The sequence below is a fragment of the Thermoclostridium caenicola genome (assembly GCF_900142095.1).
Lineage (GTDB): Bacteria > Bacillota > Clostridia > DSM-8532 > DSM-8532 > Thermoclostridium_A > Thermoclostridium_A caenicola.
Genome location: NZ_FQZP01000025.1, coordinates 11313 through 34086, shown reverse-complemented (window position 1 = coordinate 34086; position 22774 = coordinate 11313). Strand labels below are relative to the sequence as shown.

The 22774-nt window shown below is 52.6% G+C and carries 20 protein-coding genes; 3 read left to right on the top strand and 17 right to left on the bottom strand.

Annotation, left to right across the window (positions count from 1 at the left end; genetic code table 11):
• Positions 1–125: 125 nt before the first annotated feature.
• The gene (locus F3H12_RS07875; protein ID WP_149678795.1) at positions 126–632 is read right to left on the bottom strand and encodes a TIGR04086 family membrane protein; all 507 of its coding nucleotides are present in this window, start codon (positions 630–632) and stop codon (positions 126–128) included.
• Positions 633–1037: 405 nt separating this feature from the next.
• On the opposite strand from F3H12_RS07875, the gene F3H12_RS13585 reads away from it, so the two are divergent.
• Positions 1038–1160 (top strand): hypothetical protein, encoded by a 123-nt coding sequence (locus tag F3H12_RS13585; protein WP_279231991.1) that lies wholly within the window; start codon positions 1038–1040, stop codon positions 1158–1160.
• 61 nt (positions 1161–1221) lie between these two features.
• Here F3H12_RS13585 and F3H12_RS07870 read toward each other — a convergent pair whose 3' ends face one another.
• From F3H12_RS07870 to typA, 12 genes are all read right to left on the bottom strand, one after another.
• Positions 1222–1758, bottom strand: coding sequence for a CDP-alcohol phosphatidyltransferase family protein (locus F3H12_RS07870; protein ID WP_149678794.1), 537 nt, complete (start codon positions 1756–1758; stop codon positions 1222–1224).
• Complete coding sequence (locus F3H12_RS07865) at positions 1755–2195, bottom strand: acyl-CoA thioesterase (RefSeq protein WP_149678793.1); 441 nt, start codon at positions 2193–2195, stop codon at positions 1755–1757. Before F3H12_RS07865 ends, F3H12_RS07870 begins: the two co-directional genes overlap by 4 nt.
• Before the next feature lie 11 nt (positions 2196–2206).
• Positions 2207–3178 (bottom strand): 6-phosphofructokinase, encoded by a 972-nt coding sequence (gene pfkA, locus F3H12_RS07860; RefSeq protein ID WP_149678792.1) that lies wholly within the window; start codon positions 3176–3178, stop codon positions 2207–2209.
• Positions 3179–3393: 215 nt separating this feature from the next.
• Positions 3394–3588 carry a hypothetical protein gene (locus tag F3H12_RS07855; RefSeq protein WP_149678791.1) on the bottom strand — a complete coding sequence of 65 codons (195 nt, stop codon included), beginning with the start codon at positions 3586–3588 and terminating at the stop codon, positions 3394–3396.
• Between the two features lie 2 nt (positions 3589–3590).
• On the bottom strand, positions 3591–3845 hold the full coding sequence (gene mtrB / locus F3H12_RS07850) for a trp RNA-binding attenuation protein MtrB (protein ID WP_149678790.1): 255 nt from the start codon (positions 3843–3845) through the stop codon (positions 3591–3593).
• 70 nt (positions 3846–3915) lie between these two features.
• Entirely contained in the window at positions 3916–7473 is a 3558-nt protein-coding gene (locus tag F3H12_RS07845; protein WP_188118436.1) for a DNA polymerase III subunit alpha, read from the bottom strand.
• A gap of 147 nt (positions 7474–7620) precedes the next feature.
• Positions 7621–8214: a 5-formyltetrahydrofolate cyclo-ligase gene (locus F3H12_RS07840; protein ID WP_188118435.1), complete on the bottom strand. Its 594-nt coding sequence runs from the start codon at positions 8212–8214 to the stop codon at positions 7621–7623.
• 131 nt (positions 8215–8345) lie between these two features.
• Positions 8346–8690 carry a zinc ribbon domain-containing protein gene (locus tag F3H12_RS07835; protein WP_149678787.1) on the bottom strand — a complete coding sequence of 115 codons (345 nt, stop codon included), beginning with the start codon at positions 8688–8690 and terminating at the stop codon, positions 8346–8348.
• Positions 8691–8845: 155 nt separating this feature from the next.
• Positions 8846–10024, bottom strand: coding sequence for a peptidase U32 family protein (locus F3H12_RS07830; protein ID WP_149678798.1), 1179 nt, complete (start codon positions 10022–10024; stop codon positions 8846–8848).
• 149 nt (positions 10025–10173) lie between these two features.
• Positions 10174–10851, bottom strand: a complete 678-nt coding sequence (locus F3H12_RS07825; RefSeq protein ID WP_149678786.1) for an O-methyltransferase — start codon at positions 10849–10851, stop codon at positions 10174–10176.
• Positions 10852–10919: 68 nt separating this feature from the next.
• Positions 10920–12074 (bottom strand): endolytic transglycosylase MltG, encoded by a 1155-nt coding sequence (gene mltG / locus F3H12_RS07820; RefSeq protein ID WP_243133227.1) that lies wholly within the window; start codon positions 12072–12074, stop codon positions 10920–10922.
• Positions 12061–13887, bottom strand: a complete 1827-nt coding sequence (typA, locus tag F3H12_RS07815) for a translational GTPase TypA (protein WP_149678785.1) — start codon at positions 13885–13887, stop codon at positions 12061–12063. Before typA ends, mltG begins: the two co-directional genes overlap by 14 nt.
• Positions 13888–14285: 398 nt before the next feature.
• Here typA and F3H12_RS07810 point away from each other — a divergent pair, with 398 nt between their 5' ends.
• Complete coding sequence (locus tag F3H12_RS07810; protein ID WP_188118434.1) at positions 14286–15506, top strand: TrkH family potassium uptake protein; 1221 nt, start codon at positions 14286–14288, stop codon at positions 15504–15506.
• Between the two features lie 90 nt (positions 15507–15596).
• Here the strand turns inward: F3H12_RS07810 and hflC are convergent, their stop codons facing one another.
• The 3 genes from hflC to trmFO form a co-directional block, all read right to left on the bottom strand.
• Positions 15597–16616, bottom strand: coding sequence for a protease modulator HflC (gene hflC / locus F3H12_RS07805; protein WP_149678783.1), 1020 nt, complete (start codon positions 16614–16616; stop codon positions 15597–15599).
• A 53-nt stretch (positions 16617–16669) separates the two neighbouring features.
• Positions 16670–17623 carry an FtsH protease activity modulator HflK gene (gene hflK / locus F3H12_RS07800; protein WP_188118433.1) on the bottom strand — a complete coding sequence of 318 codons (954 nt, stop codon included), beginning with the start codon at positions 17621–17623 and terminating at the stop codon, positions 16670–16672.
• A 144-nt stretch (positions 17624–17767) separates the two neighbouring features.
• Positions 17768–19081: a methylenetetrahydrofolate--tRNA-(uracil(54)-C(5))-methyltransferase (FADH(2)-oxidizing) TrmFO gene (gene trmFO, locus F3H12_RS07795; RefSeq protein WP_149678781.1), complete on the bottom strand. Its 1314-nt coding sequence runs from the start codon at positions 19079–19081 to the stop codon at positions 17768–17770.
• A gap of 266 nt (positions 19082–19347) precedes the next feature.
• Between trmFO and F3H12_RS07790 the strand changes: the two genes are divergently transcribed.
• Positions 19348–20592: a CapA family protein gene (locus F3H12_RS07790; protein WP_149678780.1), complete on the top strand. Its 1245-nt coding sequence runs from the start codon at positions 19348–19350 to the stop codon at positions 20590–20592.
• A 24-nt stretch (positions 20593–20616) separates the two neighbouring features.
• On the opposite strand, the gene topA is transcribed toward F3H12_RS07790, so the two are convergent.
• Positions 20617–22767 carry a type I DNA topoisomerase gene (gene topA / locus F3H12_RS07785; RefSeq protein WP_149678779.1) on the bottom strand — a complete coding sequence of 717 codons (2151 nt, stop codon included), beginning with the start codon at positions 22765–22767 and terminating at the stop codon, positions 20617–20619.
• Positions 22768–22774: the final 7 nt, after the last annotated feature.

The window sequence follows — 22774 nt, the reverse complement described above, 5'->3', positions numbered from 1 at the left end:
CTGTTGGTTATGTTTTATTGTGTGGGTTACTTGAAAACTATACCACATCGAGAAGGTAACTTGCTTTTTTATTCCTACATAAACTTTACACTATGATCAGGCTCGCCGGCTATCTTTCCGGCTGATTAACTGCTTTTTCCGAACTTGTAGCCGCCGGTGGCGCTCTTTTTAAACCGGTCGGAAAAGATATTGGATCCGCCCTTGTACTTGCTCTTGGGCTTTACAGGCCTGCCTGCCAGGATGCCGCCTATTGCTGCCGTTGCCATAACGATTGCCGTGAAGAGCCCGGTATTGCTGCTGATCATCAGCTTCCCCTGGATCAGGCAGCCGATGAGATAGGCCAGGATTGAATAGAACAGGCCCAGTATCAATGCAGACAGGATGCGCCTGTCCTGATTTTTTCTGGCTGCCCCGTAGCTTCCGGCCAAAACCCCCAGCACCGTGGCGGCAATAGCGGATGGCAGGGTGTACTTTTCCGGAAAATCGGTGAAACAGAGAAGCAGTGCCGCTATGACCAGGATCACAAAGGTGAGGATGAATGAAACAGCAACGCTTTTAATGAGGCTTTTCAGGTAATCCCTTATACTGGCGTTGGCATTGTATGCCCCGTCCTTCACAAACCATTCCCCCATTATGTCCGATCCACTGTCTGATCCTATTCAGAATAAAGCGAACATAGAACACTGAGCAGGGATATCAGGGCCTGCCTTCCACGGGTCTTCCCTCTCACCCATTAAAATGTTCGCGGGGGGGATTTGCCTTAAAGTCTGCCAACCCGGACCGAATGCCCGACAACGGCGTTTTTTGATTCCGGCATGTCTTGTAACCCATTTTTATGGATTGGAATAGAATGTATTGAGTTCAATAAGGCATGGGAGGTTATCATATGGGATTCTTCAAAGGTTTGGGCGACAATTGTGAAGTCCTTATGTTCATCATCCTTTTCCTGCTGCTTTTCTGGGATAGGGGCGGCTACTCCGAGTCATCCTGCTGATGCCGCTGGAGAGCATTAACTTTCCCTGGAAGGAGGTGCCATTATGGATAACGTATTAGGAGCCAGGACCGGATTCAATGGTGATTGCACAGTACTGTTCTTCATTCTGATATTCCTTTGTCTGTTCTGGGACAGAGGTCTGTTCGGCGGCGGATGCTGCAACTAAATATAGGAAGAGCGGGATTAAATCCCGCTTTTTTTGATGCCTTTTCAGAGACGGAAAAAGTTCAGGAAAAAGGCTTTTTGCCCACCTGGTTGAAATAATTCCTGGCATACATGATGGAGGCGAAAACCGCCATCCCCACACAGATCCAGAGCATCACATCGGTAATCTCCCTGGGGACGCCGAGGAAAGCCATCATGATGGCCACAAAAAACAACACCGATGTCAGTTTCCCGAACCATTTGGATGACATGTCAAACTTCTTTCTAATCAGGTACAGCCCCGAAATGAGCAGGAACAACTCCTTAAACAGGACAAGGAAAGGAATGATACGCGGAATCATATCCATTCTGCTCAGCATGAACAGGGCTGTCAGCTGCATCATCTTGTCGGCAACAGGATCGGCTATCTTGCCGAAGGGCGTGATCAGGTTGAATTTTCTGGCAATGATGCCGTCCAGCACATCGGTAAACTCGGCCAGCAGGAATACCCATGTGGCAGCGGTGATCAGGTTGTCCCTCATCAGTACAAAGAACACAGGGACAGCCGCCATTCTCAAAACAGTCAGGATATTGGGAATGTGCTTGATTATCCTATTCATTGTCCGGGTCTTTCTCCTGTTGCTTCATTGAACATCCGTATCAGCCGTTCATAGATGTCCGGTCTGTATTTGGCAAGATTGACAGGCTTCAGATCCGAAGATGTCCAGACATGCTCCGTGCAGCCCCTGGCCCTGAGCTGCGGATCACCATCAACATATACTTCATAAGCGATTAAAAGTCTGACCTTTGTTGCCTCGGCGATGGAAGTGCGAACCACGACCGTTTCACCGTAGTGAACCGGTTTTTTGTATTCCGCTTCCAGCCGAATGAGGGGAAGCATGATTCCCAATCTTTCCAGCTCATCATAGGGTAAGCCGTAGGATTTGATATGCTCGGTACGACCGCACTCGAACCATACGGGATAGACCGAATGGTGCACGATGCCCATCTGGTCTGTCTCTGCATACCGAACAGGAAATCTGGTTTCCGTTGCCATTCTAAAACCCCTTATAAAGCCAGAATTTTGCCAATTTTGATCAGTTCCTCATCGATGGTCTTCTCCATGCTGAGGGCTTCCTCGATATCATAATCCACCATTTTGCCGCCCTGGGAAGCCACGATACGGTTATACTTCCCTGCTTTGAGGAGTTCCACCGCATAGACGCCCATCCGGCTTGCCATGACCCTGTCCGTCATGGTCGGGGAACCACCCCTCTGAATATGGCCAAGGATGGTTTCCCTGGTGATGATATCGGTTTTTTCCTCGATATATCTTGCGATTTCGGCTGCACCGCCGATTCCTTCCGCCACGATTACCAGGTAGTTCTTTTTTCCGCGGTTCCTTCCCTCGATGATGGGCAGGATGATATCCTTGTCGATATCGAAATGCTGTTCCGGGATGATCACAGCCTCAGCACCACCAGCGATACCACAGTTGATGGCAATCCATCCCGCATGCCGGCCCATAACTTCCATCACGCTGCAGCGCTCGTGGGAATAGGCCGTGTCACGAATCTTGTCTATGGCATCCAGCACGGTGTTCATCGCCGTGTCGTATCCGATGGTGTAATCGGTGCAGGCGATGTCGTTATCGATGGTACCCGGTATGCCAATGACCTTCATGCCCAGCCTGGCCAGATCCCTGGCACCGCGGAAGGAACCATCGCCGCCGATAACCACGAGGGCGTCAATACCAAAAACCTGAGCCATGGACAGACCTCTCTTCACGCCTTCCTCGGTGCTGAACTCCGCTGAACGGGCTGTCTGAAGAATGGTCCCGCCACGTTGGATGATATCGCCCACCGAACGCAGGGTCAGTTCCTCCATATCTCCGTGAAGGAGCCCTTCATATCCTTTTCGGATGCCAATCACCTTGAAACCATGATAGATTCCGGCACGGGTTACAGCCCGGATGGCGGCGTTCATGCCCGGGGCATCTCCACCGCTTGTCAGCACGCCAATCGTGCGTACATCGCTCATTGCTAACCTCCATTCAGGATGTGGGAGGCGGGATAACGCCTCGCACTTTTAATTTTGGAAAAGCCCGTGTCTGATGGAACACGGGCCGATTGTTGTTCGAAACATCAATTAACCTTCCTGCTATTATCCACGGCTGCCTTTGATACCGGGGTACCAGGCTTGTCCGTAATTGGTTTTGCCTCGTACCGAAACGGATGATCCGATTTTTTTAAGGTTCAGAACCCTTTTTCAATAATGATGCCATGCGCTTCTTCCACTTCGGCTTCGGGCACCGAAACCTCAAAATAATCGTCAGCCTTTTCTTTGCGGCTTATGGGGTTGATCCTTACCAGTATGCCACCCTCTTCAAGGATGGACTTCAGCTTTTCAGCCATTTCCTTGTTCTGTGCCATGTAAACGACCGTCCACATAATTATGGATGCCCTCCCTGTCTGCTACCGGACTCAATTATACCATGACTGCAGTAAATCTTTGCCTTGCCCCTGACCTTGATGGCAGATGTCTGCTCGGTGAACTGGGCAATCAGCACTTCTCCCTTGTCGATGATTTCGGTATGATGCAATCTGGTATCCTTACCCCTTGTAAGTCCGATCACGTTCACGCCGTTTTCCTCTGCGGCAACGACGATGTAATCGGCATAAGCCCTTTCAAAATCAAACTTTTCCAACTCATCACCCCAGAATAATATATATTATTTTAGTTGAAAGTGCAAGTAGAACAATTCCCGGGCAACCCTTCTAGCAAATTTTCACCAGGTTATTACCCAGGATGTCCGCAAGCTCGGACATCACGGCCTGGTTCGCATGCGTGTGCATTTTGATGGCAGGTTTTTTGTCATCCTGAAGGTAGATCAGGGCCCGATCGGTGCCATCAAAATACTGGAGCAGTGCCAGAACCGCCTTGCGCTTGATTTCCGGCACGTCTTCGGTGAACAGGATCTTAATTATTTTTCCATTGGCGGACGGATTCATGACTGGAAGATTATCCTGCTTTTCAGGCTGGTAAGCCATGGCTTCTTCCTGGATGCTGTCATCGGCGCCTGGCTGCCCATTGCCGAGCACCAGGGGCTTGATCAGGTTGGCCAGGATCTTGGCCTGCTCATCCTCTTTCAGGTTGATGCGGCCCTCCACCCATACCTGGGAATCAACGGCCAGGAACTTGGCGTACTGTTCATAGACGTTGGGAAATACCACGACTTCCATCTGACCATAGAGATCTTCAACGGTCACAAAGGCCATCAGCCGGTTGTTCTTGGTACTGATGGTTTTGACATCGGTTACAATGCCCGCAATCCGCACGAACTGGTTATCGCAGAGCTTGTTCTGATCGGGCTGCCCCTCCTCCGAGACATCAAATTCATAAGAGAAATGGGTGGCAAATTGTCGGATCTGATCCTCGAAGCCGTCGAGCGGATGGCCTGTCAGGTACAGCCCGAGCATATCCTTTTCCATGGCTAAGAGGAGCCGCTTGTCGTATTCATCGATCTGCGGCCATTCCACGGAAGCAGCCGTATCTTCCTCCGGTATGGTGTCGAAGAGCGAGAACTGGCCCGACAACATGCTTTTTTTCCTGGCCGAGACGCGTTCCAGGATTTTTTCATAGGAGGCCATCAGCCGGGAACGGTAAACGCCGAAACTGTCGAATGCGCCGCATTTGATAAGGCTCTCTACAGCCCGCTTGTTCAGTTCCCTGCCCTCCAACCTTTCGCAGAAATCGATAAAGTTCCGGAAAGGCCCGTTCTTGCTCCTTTCCTCCACGATGCTTCTCACCAGGTTTTCCCCGACGTGTTTGACGGCGCTGAGACCAAAGCGAATCTTGCCTTTGGAAACGGAGAACCCGCCCAGGCTTTCATTGATATCGGGTGCCAGGACTTCTATGCCCATCCTTCTGCATTCAAGGACGTACTGGGAAACCTTGCCGAGGCTCCCCACGAAGCTGTTCATCAGGGCCGCCATGAATTCGACGGGATAGTGGCATTTGAGCCACGCGGTCTGGTATCCCACGTAGGCATAGGCGGCCGCATGGGACTTGTTGAAGGCGTAGCTGGCGAAATCCATCATTTCATCGAAGATCTGGTGGGCGGTCTTTTCATCCACCCCGTTGCGTATGGCTCCGGGAATGATGACGTTCCCTTCCTCATCGGTACAGCCGTACACAAAATTCTTCCGTTCGGCGTCCATGACGTCCTTTTTCTTCTTGGACATGGCTCGTCTCACCAGGTCGGAACGCCCCAGGGAATAACCGGCCAGGTCGCGGCAGACGCGCATGACCTGCTCCTGGTAGATCATGCAGCCGTAGGTTACGTCCAGGATGGGCTTCAGTTTGTCGGTGGGATAGGTGATCAGACCGGGATTGTTTTTGTTCCGGATATAACGGGGAATCTGATCCATGGGTCCCGGCCTGTAAAGCGAAATACCGGCGATGATATCCTCCATGCTGGACGGCTTAAGTTCGCGGAAGAACTGGGTCATGCCCGGGCTTTCCAACTGGAACACGCCGGCGGTCTCGCCATTGCTCAGCATTTCGTATACGGCCGGATCCTCGTAATCAATCCGATCCATGTCGATGGTTGTTCCGTGCTGTTCCCGGATAAGGTTTACAGCATCCCGGATCACCGTGATGGTCCTAAGCCCGAGAAAATCCATCTTCACCAGGCCCAGCTCTTCCAGGGTGGTCATGGGGAACTGGGTGGATATCAGGTCTTCATTGCGATACAAAGGCACGAGATCGGTGATGGGACGACTGGAAATCACCACGCCCGCTGCATGAGTTGACGCATGGCGGGGCATGCCCTCAAGGCTTTTTGCCATATCCAGCAGTTCCTTCACAACCGGATCACCGGTGTACAGGTTCTTAAGCTCCGGGTTGGCCTCAATAGCCCCTTCGATGGTGATATGTTTGCCGGGAACCATGGGTATCATCTTGGCGACCCGGTCCACTTCATTGTAGGGAATTCCCAGGACCCTGCCTACGTCGCGCACGGCTGCCCGGGCGGCCAGGGTACCAAAGGTGATGATCTGGGCCACCCGATCCTCGCCGTATTTTCTGACCACATAATCGATGACTTCCTGCCTTCTTTCATAGCAGAAGTCAATATCGATATCCGGCATGCTGATGCGCTCGGGATTGAGGAACCGCTCAAAAAGCAGGTCGTACTTTATGGGATCCACATTGGTGATCCCCAGGCAGTAGGCCACCAGGCTTCCGGCCGCCGATCCCCTTCCCGGCCCCACCATGATGCCATGGTCCCTGGCATACCTGATGAAGTCCCATACGATCAGGAAGTAATCCACGTATCCCATCTGCTGTATGACCGACAGCTCATATTCCAGCCGCCTGTAATGCGCCATGTTGTCGCCGTAGCGCTGCCGATAGCCCGCATCGCACTGCATTTTGAGGTATTCGAAAGGCGTATAGCCTTCAGGCACGTCAAAGCTCGGAAAATGCAGCTGCCCGAACGTGATCTCCACGTTGCAGCGTTCCGCTATGCGCACCGTATTCTCAAGGGCCTCGGGGTACCCGGCAAAGAGTTCCCACATCTCTTCAGCGGATCGCAGATAGAAACTGTCTGTCTCAAACCTGAGCCGATCCGGATCCTCCAGGGTTTTCCCCGTCTGGATGCAGACCAGGACCTCCTGGGCCTTGGCGTCTTCTCTGTTGATGTAATGCACATCATTGGTGGCTACAAGTGGGATGCCCGTTTCCTGGGACATTCTGACGAGCTGCGCGTTGACGATTTGCTGCTCCCTGAGACCATTATGCTGGAGTTCCAGGTAGAAATTGCCCTTCCCCATAATGGCTTCCAGGCGCAGGGCAAAGGCTTTTGCCTTTTCATATTCATGATTCAGGATGAGCTGGGGAATATCGCCGGCCAGGCATGCACTGAGGGCGATGAGGCCTTCCGAATGCTCGGCCAGTTGATCCAGATCTATTCTGGGCTTATAGTAGAAACCGTCGGTAAAGCCCAGGGACACGAGCTTGATAAGATTCCGGTAACCCGTGTTGTTTTCGGCAAGGAGGATCAGGTGTCCCTGTTCCGCATCGAGGCGCGGATCCTTGTCGTTGTGGGTGCGTTTTGCCGTATAAACCTCACAGCCCAGGATGGGCTTGATACCTGCTTTCCTGCAAGCCTTGTAGAAATCTATCACGCCATACATGACACCGTGATCGGTAATGGCAAGGCTTTTAAACCCCAATTCAGCGGCTTTTCCTACCAGCTGAGGGATTCTGCAGGCGCCGTCCAGCAGGCTGTATTCGCTATGGAGATGCAAATGGACAAACTCTTTCAAACCCATACCCCTTTTTTCGGAAAGTGCACAGGACCAGGCCGCAAGGTTTTGGCGCAAACCATCCGATCAAACAACGGCATGATCCGCCCCGTACCCTCCTTGCGGAAAAGATCCATGATCCTATTTTACCATATAAACGAACTCTTGTTCCGATCAAATATGAAGGGCCTCCTTTTCGGTCACAATCCAATGGATGGGCTGGTCAAAGGAGCTTGTCGGGATATGGTCCAGCACCTGGAAGGAATATGCCGGCGCAAGGAGGACGCAGTCCTTGCGAAGACGAGGTATAAAGCGATCGTAATATCCGGCGCCAAAGCCAAGGCGGAACCCTCTTCTGTCGAAGGCGATTCCCGGCAGGATGACCAGATCGATGGTTTCCGGATCCGCTGCGGGGATGGATGGCCTGGGTTCCATGATGCCCATGGCGCCGCTTTGGAGATCCGCATCCAAATCTTTTATGGGGACTGCCTCCATGGTTTCAGAATCCTTCACCCTGGGGAGAAGCACGGTTTTTCCTGAATCCAGGCCGGCCCGGATGAGAAGCTCGGTCCGTATCTCGTTTTTGATGGGCATGTAGGCCATTATAACAGAACTGATTTTAAAGATTTGGCTTTCCAGGATCCTGCGCTGGATCGCGGAGGAATATTCCCGGACGGTGTCCGGATCCAGTTCGCTCCTTATGCGCAGCATGGCTGCCCGGATGGTTTTCTTTTCGTTTTTAATCCTTTCCTCGTTCATTTCCGCCATGAGCCGCCTTTCTTTTATGCATACCCTATGCATTATAGCATTTTTGGCCCGGCTGTTTCTCCGCTGATTTGCTGCAAAACCTGGGACAAAAAAGAAAGCGGCCATCGGCCGCACAGCGTTTCATTCGGTCATTATTGGGCAAGCTTTGTGCCGCATTTCGGGCAGAAAGCGCTCTCCTTGGTGACCTCTGCTCCGCAATTGGGGCATTTCAATGCGTTTTTCAGTTCAAGGAGCTTGTCGTTGAGTTCCTTGATCTTGTTCTCGATCTGAGCTATCTCATTGCAGAGATCGGTGTAGCCGGTCTCGGTACCGTTCTTGAATGCCTGGTAAACCTGCTCGCCAATCTTGGTATAGATTTCCCTGATGTTGTCCTTTTCGGAATTGATCTGTGCATTGAGCTTGGTAATCTCAACAATGTCCTTGCCCTTATCCGTCAGGTTCTTGCCAAATTTCTTTACATCGTCCAGGAATGACATGTCTGAAAACCTCCTTATGGGATTATTGCTGTTCCTGCCTCCGCAACAGCATTTTGCACAATACTATCATACCACAGGTTATATCGTGATAACATTAAAAAATTCTAATCTTTGGATTAGAGCCAGTTTTGGCCGCTCTAATGATCCCGGCCCGTTTAAGCCCTGCGCCTGAGAATGCTGTACTCGGGAAATGGCGGAACACCTGCCAGATACACCTTCATCTGCGGATGGGGAGCCGCCTCTATCCGGTTGCCTTCCGCATCGTACATTTCGCCCAGCGTCAATGAAACGACAGGTCCTTTGGGCGGCAGCACTTCAATGGTCTCACCGGTCCGGAAATGGTTCCTCTGCTCCACAACAAGCCTTCCGGAAGCCTTGTCAAAACCTGTGACAAGGCCTATGAAATCATAACGGCGGATATAGGAACTGGTGGCGTAATTGTGGCTTTCCGGGCCGGGTTTGCCGAAGAGGAAACCCGTTGTAAAGTCCCTGTTGCTGACCGTCCCCACCTCTTCCAGCCAGGACTGCACATCCTGCCAGTTGCCTGCATACCAGGCATCAAGGGCTTCCCTGTAGGCCTTCACCACTGTGGCCACATAGAAGGAGCTTTTCACCCGTCCTTCAATCTTCAGGCTGCTTACACCGCTCTGTATCAGATCCGGAAGATGCGGCAAAAGGCAAAGATCCTTGGAATTGAAGATAAAGGTCCCTGTGCTGTCTTCCTCGATGGGGTAATATTGCCCCGGGCGTTTTTCCTCCACCAGCCGGTAACGCCATCGGCAGGGATGGGCGCAGTCCCCCTGGTTGGCATCACGGCCGGCCATGTAATTGCTTAAGAGGCACCTGCCCGAATAGGATATGCACATGGCTCCGTGAACAAACATCTCCAGTTCCACATTGGGAACCCTTTCCCGGATTTCCCTGATTTCCCGGAGGGACAGTTCCCTGGCCAGGACAATCCGTTTTGCGCCCAGTTCGTGCCAGAAGGCCACCGTTTCCCAGTTGGTGGTGCTGGTCTGGGTGCTGATATGAATGGGCAGATCGGGACGAACCTTCCGGATAATACGGAAGATGCCGGGATCCGAGACAATCACCCCGTCTATACCGGTCTCGGCGGCTTCCAGCACAAAGGGTTCCACCTGTTCGATGCTGTCATTGTGGGCCAGGATGTTCATGGTCAGATAGGCTTTTTTCCCATGCGCATGGGCATAGGCGACGCCTTCCCGCATCTCGTCGAGGGTGAAATTATCGGAAGCCGTACGAAGCCCGAACTGCTTGCCTGCCAGGTACACCGCATCGGCCCCGTACTGGACGGCCATCTTCAGTTTTTCCATGTTGCCTGCCGGCGCCAAAAGCTCCACTTTATTGCTCAAGAGGGCACCTCCGCTGTATCTTGCGTTTTATGTATCCGATTTACCGGATCATCAGGATACCGTATGTTCCATCACCTGAAGGAACCGGCATCATGCCGTTATAACACATATTATGCATTGCATGGTTGCGTGCCATCCCCTCCGAGCCTGTAGCTCAGTGCCAGACCGTCTCCGATGGGGATGATGGCCGTATCGAGCAGGGGATTGCGGCACAGGCTTTCCAGGTACTCGTTCAGCCTCACCGCAATGGTCCGGTGCTTGTGCTCCACCTGCCCTTCCCTGGCCACAAGCCCTTTATAAAGGACATTGTCTGAGAGCAGGATGCCGCCCTCCTTAAGAAGTCTCAGGCATTCGGGCAGGAACTCCGGGTACTGGCCCTTTGATGCGTCCAGGAAGATCATGTCGTAAGATGTGGTCAGGCACTGGAGGATGTCAACGGCATCGCCCCTCAGAACCCGGATGCAGTGGCCATAGCCCGACTGCCGGAAATGATGTTCCGCCATGCCGGCTATTTCGTCATCAATTTCTATGGTATCGATATGGGTCTTGCCTTCGGAAGCGGCTGCCATGATCAGGGCCGAATACCCGATGGCGGTGCCGACCTCCAGGATCCTCCCCGGCCTGTGTATCCTGACCAGGACTTTGAGCAGGGCTGCCGTTTCAGGAGAAATGATGGGAATAAAATGCGTGCTGGCATAATCCTCAAGACATTTCAGCAGTCCCGATTCCCTTTTGATGGTTTTCCTGATGAACCGGTCAATCTCCGGATATCTGATCCTTTCTTCCAAAGCGCTTCAACCTTTCATAATTAACGCCATGAAGTAATTGAAGGCGGCTTTTCATTGCCGCCTCAATCTCAGTTGAAACCACTGACCCCATATTTCTTCTGATCCGCCAGATGCCCTTCAAAGGTCTCGTTATAGATGTTGACGCCATCAGGAGTGGCGAAGAAATACAGATACTTGGTGCTCTCCGGATACAACGCCGCTTCTATGGCTTCCACCCTGGGCGAGCAAATCGGTCCCGGCGGCAGTCCATGGTTCTTGTAGGTGTTGTACGGGCTTTCGATTTCCAGGTCCTTGTTGAGGACCGCGGTGGTCCTGCCAAGTCCGGCATAGATCCGGGCATATTGGATGGTGGCATCGCACTGCAGCATCATGGGCGGATCAAGCTTCAGCCTGTTGTGGAAGACGCTGGATATCTTTTTGTAATCCGCCGGATACTTGGCCTCCATCTCAATGAGGGACGCGAGCGTTACCACTTCGTCAATGGTCATGCCCAGTTCCTTGGCCCGATCATAATACTGCTGGGTGAAAATACGGTCAAACTGGCCCAACATGCGCTTGATCAGATCCTCTTCCGTCCATCCCTCGTCCATTTTGTAGGTGTCGGGATAGAGATAGCCTTCCAGGGGATACTTCCGATCCGGGGATACCGCAAGCTCGTTGAGGAACAGGTATTGGGTCGGTATTTGCTCACAGAGCGCCAGGAAATGATCCTTGTCGATGTACCCCTGATCCGCAAGGATCTGTGCGGTCTCCAGAAGGGTCTTTCCTTCGGGGATCATCACGTCCTGGGTAGGATTCTTCAGGGGTTCCCCGGTGAGCGCCAGCATGATGGCATAGTAGTTCATGTCCCTGGAAAGAACATACCGGCCAGCCTTGTAGACATTATCAAAGCCCATGAACTTTGAAATGATCCGGAAAATCGTGGTGTTCTTGATAAACCCCTGTTCCTTTAGGGCATTGGCAATATCATTGGTGCTGGAGCCGTAGGCTACCTTGAACACGATGCCTTCGCTCTCGGTGATGGGGATTTCGGCCTGCTGGGCGCCCTCCATGATATAGCGATAGCCGTATAGGGCGCTGGCCATGAAGATGATCATGCATACCAGTATGAACAGAAGCGTCTTGAGAAAAATATAGCGCTTCTTCCGTCCCTTTTTCTTTTTCCTGACAACAGGCCTGGCATCGGGTTCAATGGGCTTGTTGACGGCATTACTTCTTTGCACTGTTCCTCACCTTGGCTCTCTGCTCGGTATTCAGAATCTTCTTCCGAAGCCGGATGGATTTCGGGGTAATCTCTATCAGTTCATCGTCCTCTATGAATTCAAGGCATTTCTCCAGGGTCATATTGATCGGGGGAACAAGCTTCAGAGCCTCATCGGAGCCTGAAGCGCGCATGTTGGTTACATGCTTTTTCTTGCAAACGTTGATGGTGATGTCCTCGTTCCTGGAACATTCGCCAACAATCATTCCCTCATATACCGGGACACCCGGTCCGATAAACAGGCTGCCTCTTTCCTGGGCGTTGAAGAGCCCGTATGTGACCGATTCACCTGTTTCCCAGGCAACCAGGGCGCCGCGGGTACGCTTTCTGATCTCACCCTTCCATGGCTCGTAACCATTGAAAACATGATTCATTATACCATTTCCCCTGGTATCCGTCAAAAACTCCGAGCGATAACCGATAAGTCCCCGGGATGGGATCCTGTATTCCAAACGTACGGAGCCCTGACCCGTGTTATGCATGTTGACCATTTCGCCCTTTCGTGCTCCCAGTTTTTCCATCACGCTACCCATATATTCTTCAGGGATATCCACCACCAGGTATTCCATGGGTTCAAGGATTTCACCATCACGCTCGATGGTGATTACTTCGGGCTTGGATACCTGGAACTCATAGCCTTCCCTGCGCATGGTCTCTATCAGGATGGACAGGTGGAGCTCACCCCTTCCCGATACCTTGAAGGTATCGGGGGAATCGGTATCCTCCACGCGCATGCTGATATTGGATTCGACTTCCTTGTAGAGCCGTTCCCTCAGGTGCCTGGAGGTGACATAGGTGCCTTCCTTCCCTGCAAACGGGCTGTTGTTGACCAGAAAGTACATGGATATGGTGGGCTCGTCGATATCCACAAAGGGAATGGGTTCTGGCTTATCCTTGCTGCAGATGGTCTCGCCGATGGTGATGTCGCTGATTCCCGAAACAGCCACGATATCCCCGATGGTCGCGCTTTCGATGTTGATCCGCTTAAGGCCCAGAAAGCTTTGCAAGGTGGAGATCTTCATATTCTGGATCGAACCGTCGCGCTTGCAGATGACCGCCTGCTGATCCCTGGTGATGGTTCCCCTTTCAATGCGGCCTATGGCAATACGTCCGATATAGTCGTCGTAATCGATGCTTGAAACCAGGAGCTGGAGCGGCGCATCCATGTCGCCCCCGGGAGCGGGGACATATTCCAGGATGGTCTGGAAGAGCGGTTCCAGGTTTTTGGGTTCATCGGAAAGGCTGAGCTTGGCGTAGCCATCCCTGGCGGAAGCATAGACCACCGGAAAATCCAGCAGGGATTCGTCTGCCCCCAGTTCGATGAAGAGATCCAGGATCTCGTCGATGACCTCTGCCGGCCGCGCATCCTTCCTGTCGATCTTGTTGATGACAACAATGGGTTTCAGACGCATCGAAAGGGCCTTTCTCAGTACAAACCGCGTCTGGGGCATGGGTCCCTCATAGGCGTCCACCAACAGGAGAACACCGTCCACCATCTTCAGGATGCGCTCCACCTCGCCGCCGAAATCGGCATGTCCGGGTGTATCGACAATATTGATGCGGGTATCGCGGTATTGGATGGAAGTGTTCTTGGAAAGGATGGTGATCCCCTTTTCCCGTTCCAGGTCGTTGGAATCCAGAACGCGTTCGGCCACTTTTTCATTGGCCCGGAAAATGCCTGTCTGTTTCAGCATGGCATCCACAAGGGTGGTCTTGCCATGATCGACGTGTGCGATAATGGCTATGTTTCTTAATTCGTTCCTGACTGTTTCCACTTTATCACCTGATGCTGCGTATAGTATGTACAAAAGGAAGCATGGCGCGCCATGCTCCAACTCAAGTATTCTACTTGAACGGGCGGAAGGTGTCAACGGATGCACGTCGCCACTTCAGAAAACGCCAGTCTGGCCCGAGCGACATCTGTTATAAATGTCCGGGAAGTGATATAATGCTTAACACGGACTTATACATTACGGATTTGGCGGGTGAAAGGTTTTTATCAGGCCGCAATTTATGAGCAGGGAAAACTGGGTTAAGCTAAAAAAGCAACATCAGACGGGCAGTTGGTACGGCAGTTTACGACAGACCGCCCGCCATCATATCGCTGACAATCATCACCGCTATTCTTATCGGGAGCATACTGCTGTGCCTTCCGGCGGCTACGGAATCCGGCGTGGCTACGCCCTTCATCGACAGCCTGTTTACCGCCACATCGGCAACCTGCATCACCGGTCTTGTCATCTATGATACGGCGCCCTACTGGTCCACTTTCGGGGAACTGGTCATCCTGTTCCTTATCCAGTTGGGCGGGCTTGGCTTCGTCACGCTGGCCACCTTTTTCCTGACCATGGCAGGAAGGAAGGCCGGGCTCAAAAATATGAAACTGGCGCAGGAATCCCTCAACACCATCAACATGCAGGATGCCATTCCGTTGATTAAACAGATGCTGGGCCTCGTTTTCATTGTCGAGCTGGCAGGCGCCTGCCTGCTTTCCATTGACTTTGTTCCCCGGTTTGGCCTCATCGGCTTGTATTATGGCGTTTTTCATTCGGTTGCAGCATTCTGCAATGCAGGCTTTGATCTGATGGGCGGCGGATACGCCAGCATGGCGGATTTTACCGGGAATCCGCTGGTCCTCTATACTCTCTCCCTGCTGGTTATCATCGGTGGACTGGGATTCATCGTTTGGCAGGATCTCTTCAACTACCATAAAAACAGGAAGCTGACGGCCCATACCAGGATTGTGCTCATTCTTTCTGCCGTTCTGCTGATCCTTTCTGCCCTGTTTGTCTTCCTGATGGAGCGGGATCATGCCCTGGCAGGGCTGTCACTGGGCAAAAAGCTCAACGCCTCCCTGTTCCTGTCGGTTAACGCAAGGTCGGGCGGTTTCTCAACCTTCAACGTCGACACGCTTCATGGTGTCACTAAGGTTTTCATCGCGCTGATGATGTTCATCGGCGGGGCTTCGGGTTCCCTGGCGGGCGGTATTAAGGTCAACACGCTTGGCATCCTGCTGTGCGCCGTCTACTGCCTGATCCGTGGCCGGGACGAAACCATCGTCTTCAACCGTAAAATCCCTCAGCGCATCGTCATGAAGGCCTTCGCCATCGTCTTTTTCGCAACCTTGATTATGCTTGGGGTGACCATCCTGATCCATATCATCCAGCCGGAGATTTCCCTGCTCAACACATTCTTCGATTCGGTGTCCGCCCTGGGTATTGTCGGTCTTTCCACCGGCGCGGTCCAGGACATGAACGCGCTGAACAAGATTCTGGTCATTCTCTGCATGTTCACGGGACGCATCGGGCCCATCTCCTTCGCCCTTGCGCTGGCATCCGGGAAAAAGCCCCCGGATCATACCATATATCCGGACGGCAAGTTTGTTGTGGGCTAAAAACATTTAACCGACGGTATACATAATGGCAAGGAGCCGCATGAAACGGGTGATTTCCCGCTTGCGGCTCCTTTTTATACTGTAAAGATTTTATCTGCCTTCACCAAACAGATACTGGGCAAAGGGCGATTCCGAGTCGATGATGATAGTGGTATCCTCATCGATGACCTGGCTGTAGGTTTTCAAAGTTTCCCAGAACCTGTAGAACTCCGGATCTGTGTTATAGGCTTCCGCATAGATGCGTAGGGCCTCCGCGTCCCCTTCGCCCCGGATCTTCTGGGCTTCCTCGTAGGCCTGGGCTTCAATGATGGTCGCCTGCTTCTGGGCTTCGGCCGTAATGGTCCGCGCCTGTTTCTGGCCGTCTGCCCTGTACTTGGTGGCCACGGCCTGTCTTTCGGAGCGCATCTGCTCGTAAATGCTGGGTTTTGTGGCATCGGGATACTCGGTCCGCTTGATCCGGATATCCATGATCCGGATGCCCATGGATTCCATCTGGCTGTTCAGATAGCTCTCAACATTCTGGAGCATTTCAAACACATAGTCCTTGTCGGCCACCAGGGTCCTGGCATCGATCTTACCTATCTCTTCCCGCATCTTGGAGTAGATGAATTCATCGATTCGCTGGTTGGCCTGGCTGACGCTCCCGATATTGATCATGAAAAGAACCGGGTTGCTGATGTACCACTGGGCAAAGTTATCCAGCATGATGGTCTTCTTGTCCAGCGTGAAGACGTTTTCTGCATTGGTGTCATAGGTCAGCAGCTGGTTCGGGAACCTTTTTACCTGCTGGATCAGGGGTATTTTGAAATACAGACCCTTTCCCTTTTCCACTTTGACATTGGCAAAGCGGGGATTGCTTTTTAGCTCCGCGCTGATGGTTTCATAGGATTTCTCATCAACGATGACCCTCACGATTTCCTCAAACTGCGTGATGATAACCTGCTCCCGCTCATCAACCGTAAAGATGAAAGAAGTGAACAGAATTATCAGGATAAACGCGGCGGCTGCAATGATCCCCAGGGATTTCAGGAATCCCAAAAGCTTTTCCGGATACTGCTTCGTTTTCCGCTGCGCGTTATAGGCTTGCTTGTATTCATGATAGTCGTTCATGCGATTCTCCTTTCTTCATTCCTGGTCTTAACGCAATGGGGTGTCTAAACGGTTCAGTTGCCGGTGGACGAACCTTGCGTTCCGGAATCCAGGGGCATGAACTTCATCATTTCTCCCCCATCCTTCATGATATAGATCTTGGCCTTGGGAAGGACTTCCTGCATGGTCTCCAGGTACATCCTGGTCCTGGTGACCTCAGGTCCCAGCGAGTACCTGGCCAGGACCTGCCTGAAATTCTCCACATCACCCTTGGCTTCGGCGATCCGCTTCTCCTTGTAGGCGTTTGCCTCGTTGAGGATCTCCTGGCGCTTGGCCTCGGCGGCGGGCACGATCTCATTGGCCTGCTTCTGCGCCTCATTGATGTAGCGGTTCATATCCTCACGGGCCTTGATGACATCGGTGAACGCGTCGGCCACCTCATCGGGCGCATACACGTCCTGGAGGGCAACCTTGATGATCTCAACCCCCAATCCGTATTCATCGCAGATTGCCTGCAGATCTTCGCGTATTTCATTCTGGATGGCGTCCTTCTGGTCGGTGAGCACATGATCCAGCTCATGATTGGCCACCACGCGCCGAACAGAGGATTCAGCCGCAATCTTCAGGGTTTCGGGTGCCTGGCGTACCCGGAACAGGTAATCGGCCACATTCTTGATACGGTATTGTATAACGCTTTCGGTATGTACCAGGTTTTCATCACCCGTGATCATCAGGGATTCCTCGGGAACGGCCGCATAGGTCGTTTGATGGCCGCCTGTCTGCTGCGTCCTGTAACCCAGTTCCAGGCTTCGGATTACGTCGCACTTGACAATTTCCGCTTTTTCGATGGGATAAGGAAGATGCCACTTGAGTCCGGCTTCCTCCACTGTCCGGACATGCCTGCCGAACCTCAGGATGACTGCCTGTTCACCGCCGTCGGTGCTCAGCGTGTAGAATCCGGTCATGAGCCAGATGCCGAGAACCAGCAGCAGTGCCGGGATAAAATACTTGAGTCCTAGCTTCTTCATGCCATTCTCCTTTCCAAGCATGCTACCTTTCTTCTCAAAAATAATGGACCCAATGGCTCGGCCTTACCGGCATACCATTTGTCCACGATGCCGAAAATAATACGTGAAAACACAGGAATTGTCTGATGCATATTCAGGACGGGCTTATTCCTGAAGCCTGACGTATTCCTGTATCATCCCAAGGGCCCGTTCGGCCATCTTTCTGTATTTCTCCTTCTTGTCACGCATACGGGTGCCAAGCGGTTCCATGATGCCAAAGGTGGCATTCATGGGCTGGAAATGGGTGTTGGCCGGGTTGGAAACATAATGGGCAAGAGCGCCAATGGCCGTGCAGGCCGGGAAGATAAGATCCTTCAAGCCTTTTAACTGCCTGGCGGCGTTCAGCCCGGCCACCATGCCCGAAGCGGTCGACTCGATATAGCCTTCCACGCCGGTGATCTGTCCCGCAAAGAAGATGTTCGGCCTGGATTTCAGGCGGTATGCAGCATCCAGATGCTTTGGCGAATGGATGAAGGTGTTGCGGTGCATGACACCGTATCGCTCGAATTCGGCGTTTTCAAGGCCGGGTATCATGGAGAAGACGCGTTTTTGCTCTCCCCATTTCAACCGGGTCTGGAACCCTACCATGTTGTAAAGGGAACCTGCCGCGTTGTCCTGCCTCAGCTGCACAACGGCCCAGGGCTCCCGCCCGGTGCGCGGATCGATCAGGCCCACCGGTTTCAGGGGACCAAAACGCATGGTATCGAGCCCTCTTTTAGCCATGCTCTCAATGGGCATGCAGCCCTCAAAGATCCGGTCATCCTCAAAATCCTTGAGTTCCACGGTTTCCGCATGGATCAGCGCATCATAGAATGCCAGGTACTCTTCCTGGGTCATGGGACAGTTGATATAGTCGGCATCACCCCTGCCATACCGCGACGCCCTGAATACGCGATCCATGTTGATCGTATCAGCCCGCACGATGGGTGCGGCAGCATCAAAGAAGAACAGGCTTTCCATGCCGAGCATTTGCCTGATGATCTGGGCCAGGGGCTCCGATGTCAGCGGACCGGTAGCGACAACAGTGATGTTGTCATGACTTAATGACGTTACTTCCTCATGGATGACCTCGATCAGCGGATGGCTTTCAATGGCCTCGGTCACCATGCGCGAAAAACCGTGCCGATCCACGGCCAGGGCTCCCCCGGCGGGTACGCGGGTTTTATCGGCACAGTGCATGATCAGGGAACCGAGAAGACGCAGTTCTTCCTTCAGCAGTCCCACCGCATTCTCCAGCCGATCGGAACGCAGGGAATTGCTGCAAACCAGTTCGGCATAGGTATCGCTGTGGTGGGCCGGTGTCTTTTTATGCGGCTTCATCTCGAAAAGCCTGACTTTTATACCCTGCCGGGCAATTTGCCATGCGGCTTCACAGCCAGCCAGCCCGGCACCTATGACGTGTATGACTTCATCCTTCATCCTATGCACCTCTTGATATGGGTTGAATCTCAAATGTCCACGATTATGGCGGACAACCTGTTCCATTATTCTGTCCTTTTGATATCCATCATATCATATCATAAATACCATAGTTTTGCCGGGAGGACTTTCCATCCTGCCACCGGCATCATGGAGCCTGCAGCGTGTTTTACAAGCAGCTTGCAGACTCGTTTGACAATATTATATAATGCATCTGAGCCGTTTATGGCTTTCCAGAAGCCGATAAAGGCCAGGAGGAAGCATCCATGATCAAAAAAGCCATCCTTCCCGTTATCCTATGCCTGATTCTTGTGTCATCCTGCGGTCAGAACGACAAACAGGCCTCTCTGAATGAATCTGAACTCTCTGGAAGCACGCCTGTATCCAACCAGATTGCACCGGAGATCATACCCATACCCTCACCTGAACCCACGCCTGAACCAACGCCCGAACCGCCCAGGACAGCTGTTTTGATGGCAGCCGGCGATTGCGTGCTGCATAAGACCTTCCAGGATTCGGCATACATCCCGGAAGAGGACCGGTACGATTTTTACAGCATCTTCTCTCCCATCCAGGAATACCTGGCGGAAAGCGATGTTTCCATCATCAGCTTTGAAAGTGCTGCCACCAACAACCGGAAGGATTATACAGGATATCCCCTGTTCAACTGCCCGCCCGAGATCTTCGACACCTTCAAGTTTGTGGGATTTGACATCGTCAATAATTCCAACAACCATCAATTGGACAGAAAACTTGCCGGTATGTTTGAAACCCGTGACAACATCAAAAGCCGCGGACTTGATGTCCTTGGCGTTTATGACGGAGAAGAGCCCCGTTATCTTGTGAAAGAGGTCAACGGCATCAAAATAGGTATTATGGCCTATACCTACAGCTGCAACATGAATGAACTGGCCCTGACCGAGGAGCAGCGATATAAGCATCTTGCCCTTATCGACCGGGAAAGGATTCAGAAAGAACTGGCCGATATGGAGGAAAATGTGGACGTCTCGGTGGTTTGCATGCACTGGGGTGTGGAATACCGGCAGCAGCCCACCGAGGAGCAGAAGCAGCTGGCAAGGGATATGATAAGCTGGGGCGCCGATGTGATCCTGGGCTCCCATCCCCATGTGGTGGAACCCAGCGAGATGATCGAGCACAACGGCGAGCAGAAATATGTCATCTACTCCATGGGTAATTTTGTATCCAACCAGAGACGCGGCGCTTCGGGCTATCCGCTCACCAACAAGGAACTGGCCGAGGACAGCATGCTGGTCAAGGTGACCTTTGAAAAGAACCCGGAAACGGGCAAAACCATCATCCGCGAAGTGACCCATATCCCGACCTGGCTCTGGCGTTACAGGGAGAACGGGATTTTCCGGTTCAAAATCATTCCTGTTCCGCACAAGGAATTTTACCGGAACAACGAGTATGATGCGGAAGTGCTGGCCGAGGCCTATGCTTCCTACGACAGGACCATGAGCCTGGTGCAGGACTACAAGGCCGAACCGTAAGCCATAAAATAAAGAGCACCGTTTTTATTCGGTGCTTGCCTTTGCTTTTTCCTTTCCCTTCTTCTCCTGCTCCTCCACATGCCCGCACTGGGGATTGGCGCATGTGAGAATCAAGGCTTTGCCCTTGGATTTCTGCGTCATGAAACTGCCGCATTTCGGGCAGTTCCTGCCCGAAGGCATGTCCCATGACATAAAGTCGCAGTTGGGATAGTTCTCGCAGCCCAGGTATTTTCTTCCCCTCTTGCTCTTGAGGATGATCACCTTGCCGCCGCACTTGGGACAGCTCACACCGGCTTCCTCCAGGAGAGGCTTGGTGTTCTTGCATGCCGGATAGCCGGGGCATGCCAGGAACTTGCCGTACCTTCCGGTCCGGATCACCATGGTTCTGCCGCATTTTTCGCAAACCACGTCGGACACTTCGACGGGCAGTTCCACCTTTTCGATGACCTGCTCGGCCTTTTTCACGGTTTCCTTAAAGCCCGGATAGAATTCCCGCAGGATCTGCTTCCAGGGGATCTTTCCCTCTTCTACGCTGTCCAGCTTGCTTTCCATTTCAGCGGTAAAGTTGACATTGACGATATCGGCGAAGTTCTCCACCATCAGCTTATTGACCATCTTTCCCAGGTCAGTGGGAACCAGTTGCTTCTTGTTCCGTTCCACGTAACCGCGGTTGATGATGGTGCTGATGGTAGGCGCATAGGTGCTTGGCCGGCCGATGCCTTTTTCTTCAAGCGCCTTAACCAGGGTCGCCTCGGTATACCGCGGCGGTGGCTCAGTGAAATGCTGGGCCGGTTCGATATCCTTCAGGCTGAGGCTTTCGCCTTCCGCCAGCGGCGGCAGCTGCTGGGAATCCTCGTTTTCCTCTTCGTCCTTTCCTTCCACATAGAGGGCCATAAATCCGGGGAAAGCTATCCTGGAACCGCTGGACCTGAAATTGAGCACAGGGTTCGCCGGAACATTTTCCGCAATTTCGGCCGGTTTGCCCTCTATCTCGACAGAAATGGTATCAAATACGGCATTTTCCATCTGGCAGGCGATGAAACGCTCCCAAATCAGCTTATACAGTTTGTACTGCTCGGCGGTCAGCATGCTTTTCAGCGACTCCGGTTCCCGTTCCACATAGGTGGGCCGTATGGCCTCGTGGGCATCCTGGGCGGCCGATTTGGTCTTGAACACCCTGGGTTTGGCCGGGAGATAATCCTTGCCGAACCTGTTCTGGATGTAGGTTCGGGCTTCCCTCAGGGCATCCTCGGATATCCGCACCGAATCGGTTCGCATGTATGTAATCAAACCGACAGAGCCTTCGTTCCCCAGCTCAACGCCTTCATAGAGTTGCTGGGCCACCATCATGGTCCGCTGGGCGCTGAATCCCAGCTTGCGGGAAGCCTCCTGCTGGAGCGTGCTCGTGATGAACGGGGGCGCCGGCGAACGCTTCTTGGTGCTCTTTTTCACCTGGGTAACGCGCCAGGTTGAACCCTTCATCAGGGTCACAATGGCATCGGAATCTTCCTTCGACTTAATCTCAAGCTTTTTGCCGTCCCTGCCGTAAAAACGCGAAGCAAAGACGCTGCCGTCTTCCTTGGCAAAACGGGCATCGATGCTCCAGTATTCCTTGGGAACAAACTCCTCGATCTCTTTTTCCCTGTCGCAGATGATCCGCATGGCCACGGACTGGACGCGTCCGGCGCTCAGGCCCTTTTTAACCTTTTTCCAGAGCACCGGGCTGATCTCATAGCCCACAATCCTGTCCAAAACCCTTCTGGCCTGCTGGGCATCCACCAGGTTCATGTTCAGGGGCCGTGGCTCCTTGATGGCGTTTACCACTGCATTTTGGGTAATCTCATTGAAGGTGATCCGTAAGGCGCTGGATCCGTCCAGTTTGAGAAGATGGGCCAGATGCCAGGAGATGGCCTCCCCTTCACGGTCAGGGTCGGTGGCAAGATAGACCTTTTCGGCCTTGGCTGCATCCTCTTTCATGCTCTTGATCAATTGGGTCTTTCCGGTCATGGTGATGTACATGGGCTCAAAATCGTTCTTCACATCCACACCCAGATGGCTCTGGGGCAAATCCCTCACATGCCCCATGGATGCGACGATCTTGTAATCATTGCCCAGGTATTTTCTGATGGTCTTGGCCTTGGCCGGCGATTCCACTATGACAAGGTATTTGGACATCCGTACC

Coding starts and splice junctions, on each gene's coding strand:
- hflK (WP_188118433.1), bottom strand. CDS start 17,623: ATGAAGAAGCTAGGACTCAAGTATTTTATCCCGGCACTGCTGCTGGTT.
- F3H12_RS07855 (WP_149678791.1), bottom strand. CDS start 3,588: ATGTGGACGGTCGTTTACATGGCACAGAACAAGGAAATGGCTGAAAAG.
- F3H12_RS07865 (WP_149678793.1), bottom strand. CDS start 2,195: ATGGCAACGGAAACCAGATTTCCTGTTCGGTATGCAGAGACAGACCAG.
- F3H12_RS07830 (WP_149678798.1), bottom strand. CDS start 10,024: ATGGAAAAACTGAAGATGGCCGTCCAGTACGGGGCCGATGCGGTGTAC.
- hflC (WP_149678783.1), bottom strand. CDS start 16,616: ATGAACGACTATCATGAATACAAGCAAGCCTATAACGCGCAGCGGAAA.
- F3H12_RS07835 (WP_149678787.1), bottom strand. CDS start 8,690: ATGTCATTCCTGGACGATGTAAAGAAATTTGGCAAGAACCTGACGGAT.
- F3H12_RS07870 (WP_149678794.1), bottom strand. CDS start 1,758: ATGAATAGGATAATCAAGCACATTCCCAATATCCTGACTGTTTTGAGA.
- topA (WP_149678779.1), bottom strand. CDS start 22,767: ATGTCCAAATACCTTGTCATAGTGGAATCGCCGGCCAAGGCCAAGACC.
- F3H12_RS07875 (WP_149678795.1), bottom strand. CDS start 632: ATGGGGGAATGGTTTGTGAAGGACGGGGCATACAATGCCAACGCCAGT.
- pfkA (WP_149678792.1), bottom strand. CDS start 3,178: ATGAGCGATGTACGCACGATTGGCGTGCTGACAAGCGGTGGAGATGCC.
- F3H12_RS07840 (WP_188118435.1), bottom strand. CDS start 8,214: ATGGCGGAAATGAACGAGGAAAGGATTAAAAACGAAAAGAAAACCATC.
- F3H12_RS13585 (WP_279231991.1), top strand. CDS start 1,038: ATGGATAACGTATTAGGAGCCAGGACCGGATTCAATGGTGATTGCACA.
- trmFO (WP_149678781.1), bottom strand. CDS start 19,081: ATGAAGGATGAAGTCATACACGTCATAGGTGCCGGGCTGGCTGGCTGT.
- F3H12_RS07845 (WP_188118436.1), bottom strand. CDS start 7,473: ATGGGTTTGAAAGAGTTTGTCCATTTGCATCTCCATAGCGAATACAGC.
- F3H12_RS07790 (WP_149678780.1), top strand. CDS start 19,348: ATGATCAAAAAAGCCATCCTTCCCGTTATCCTATGCCTGATTCTTGTG.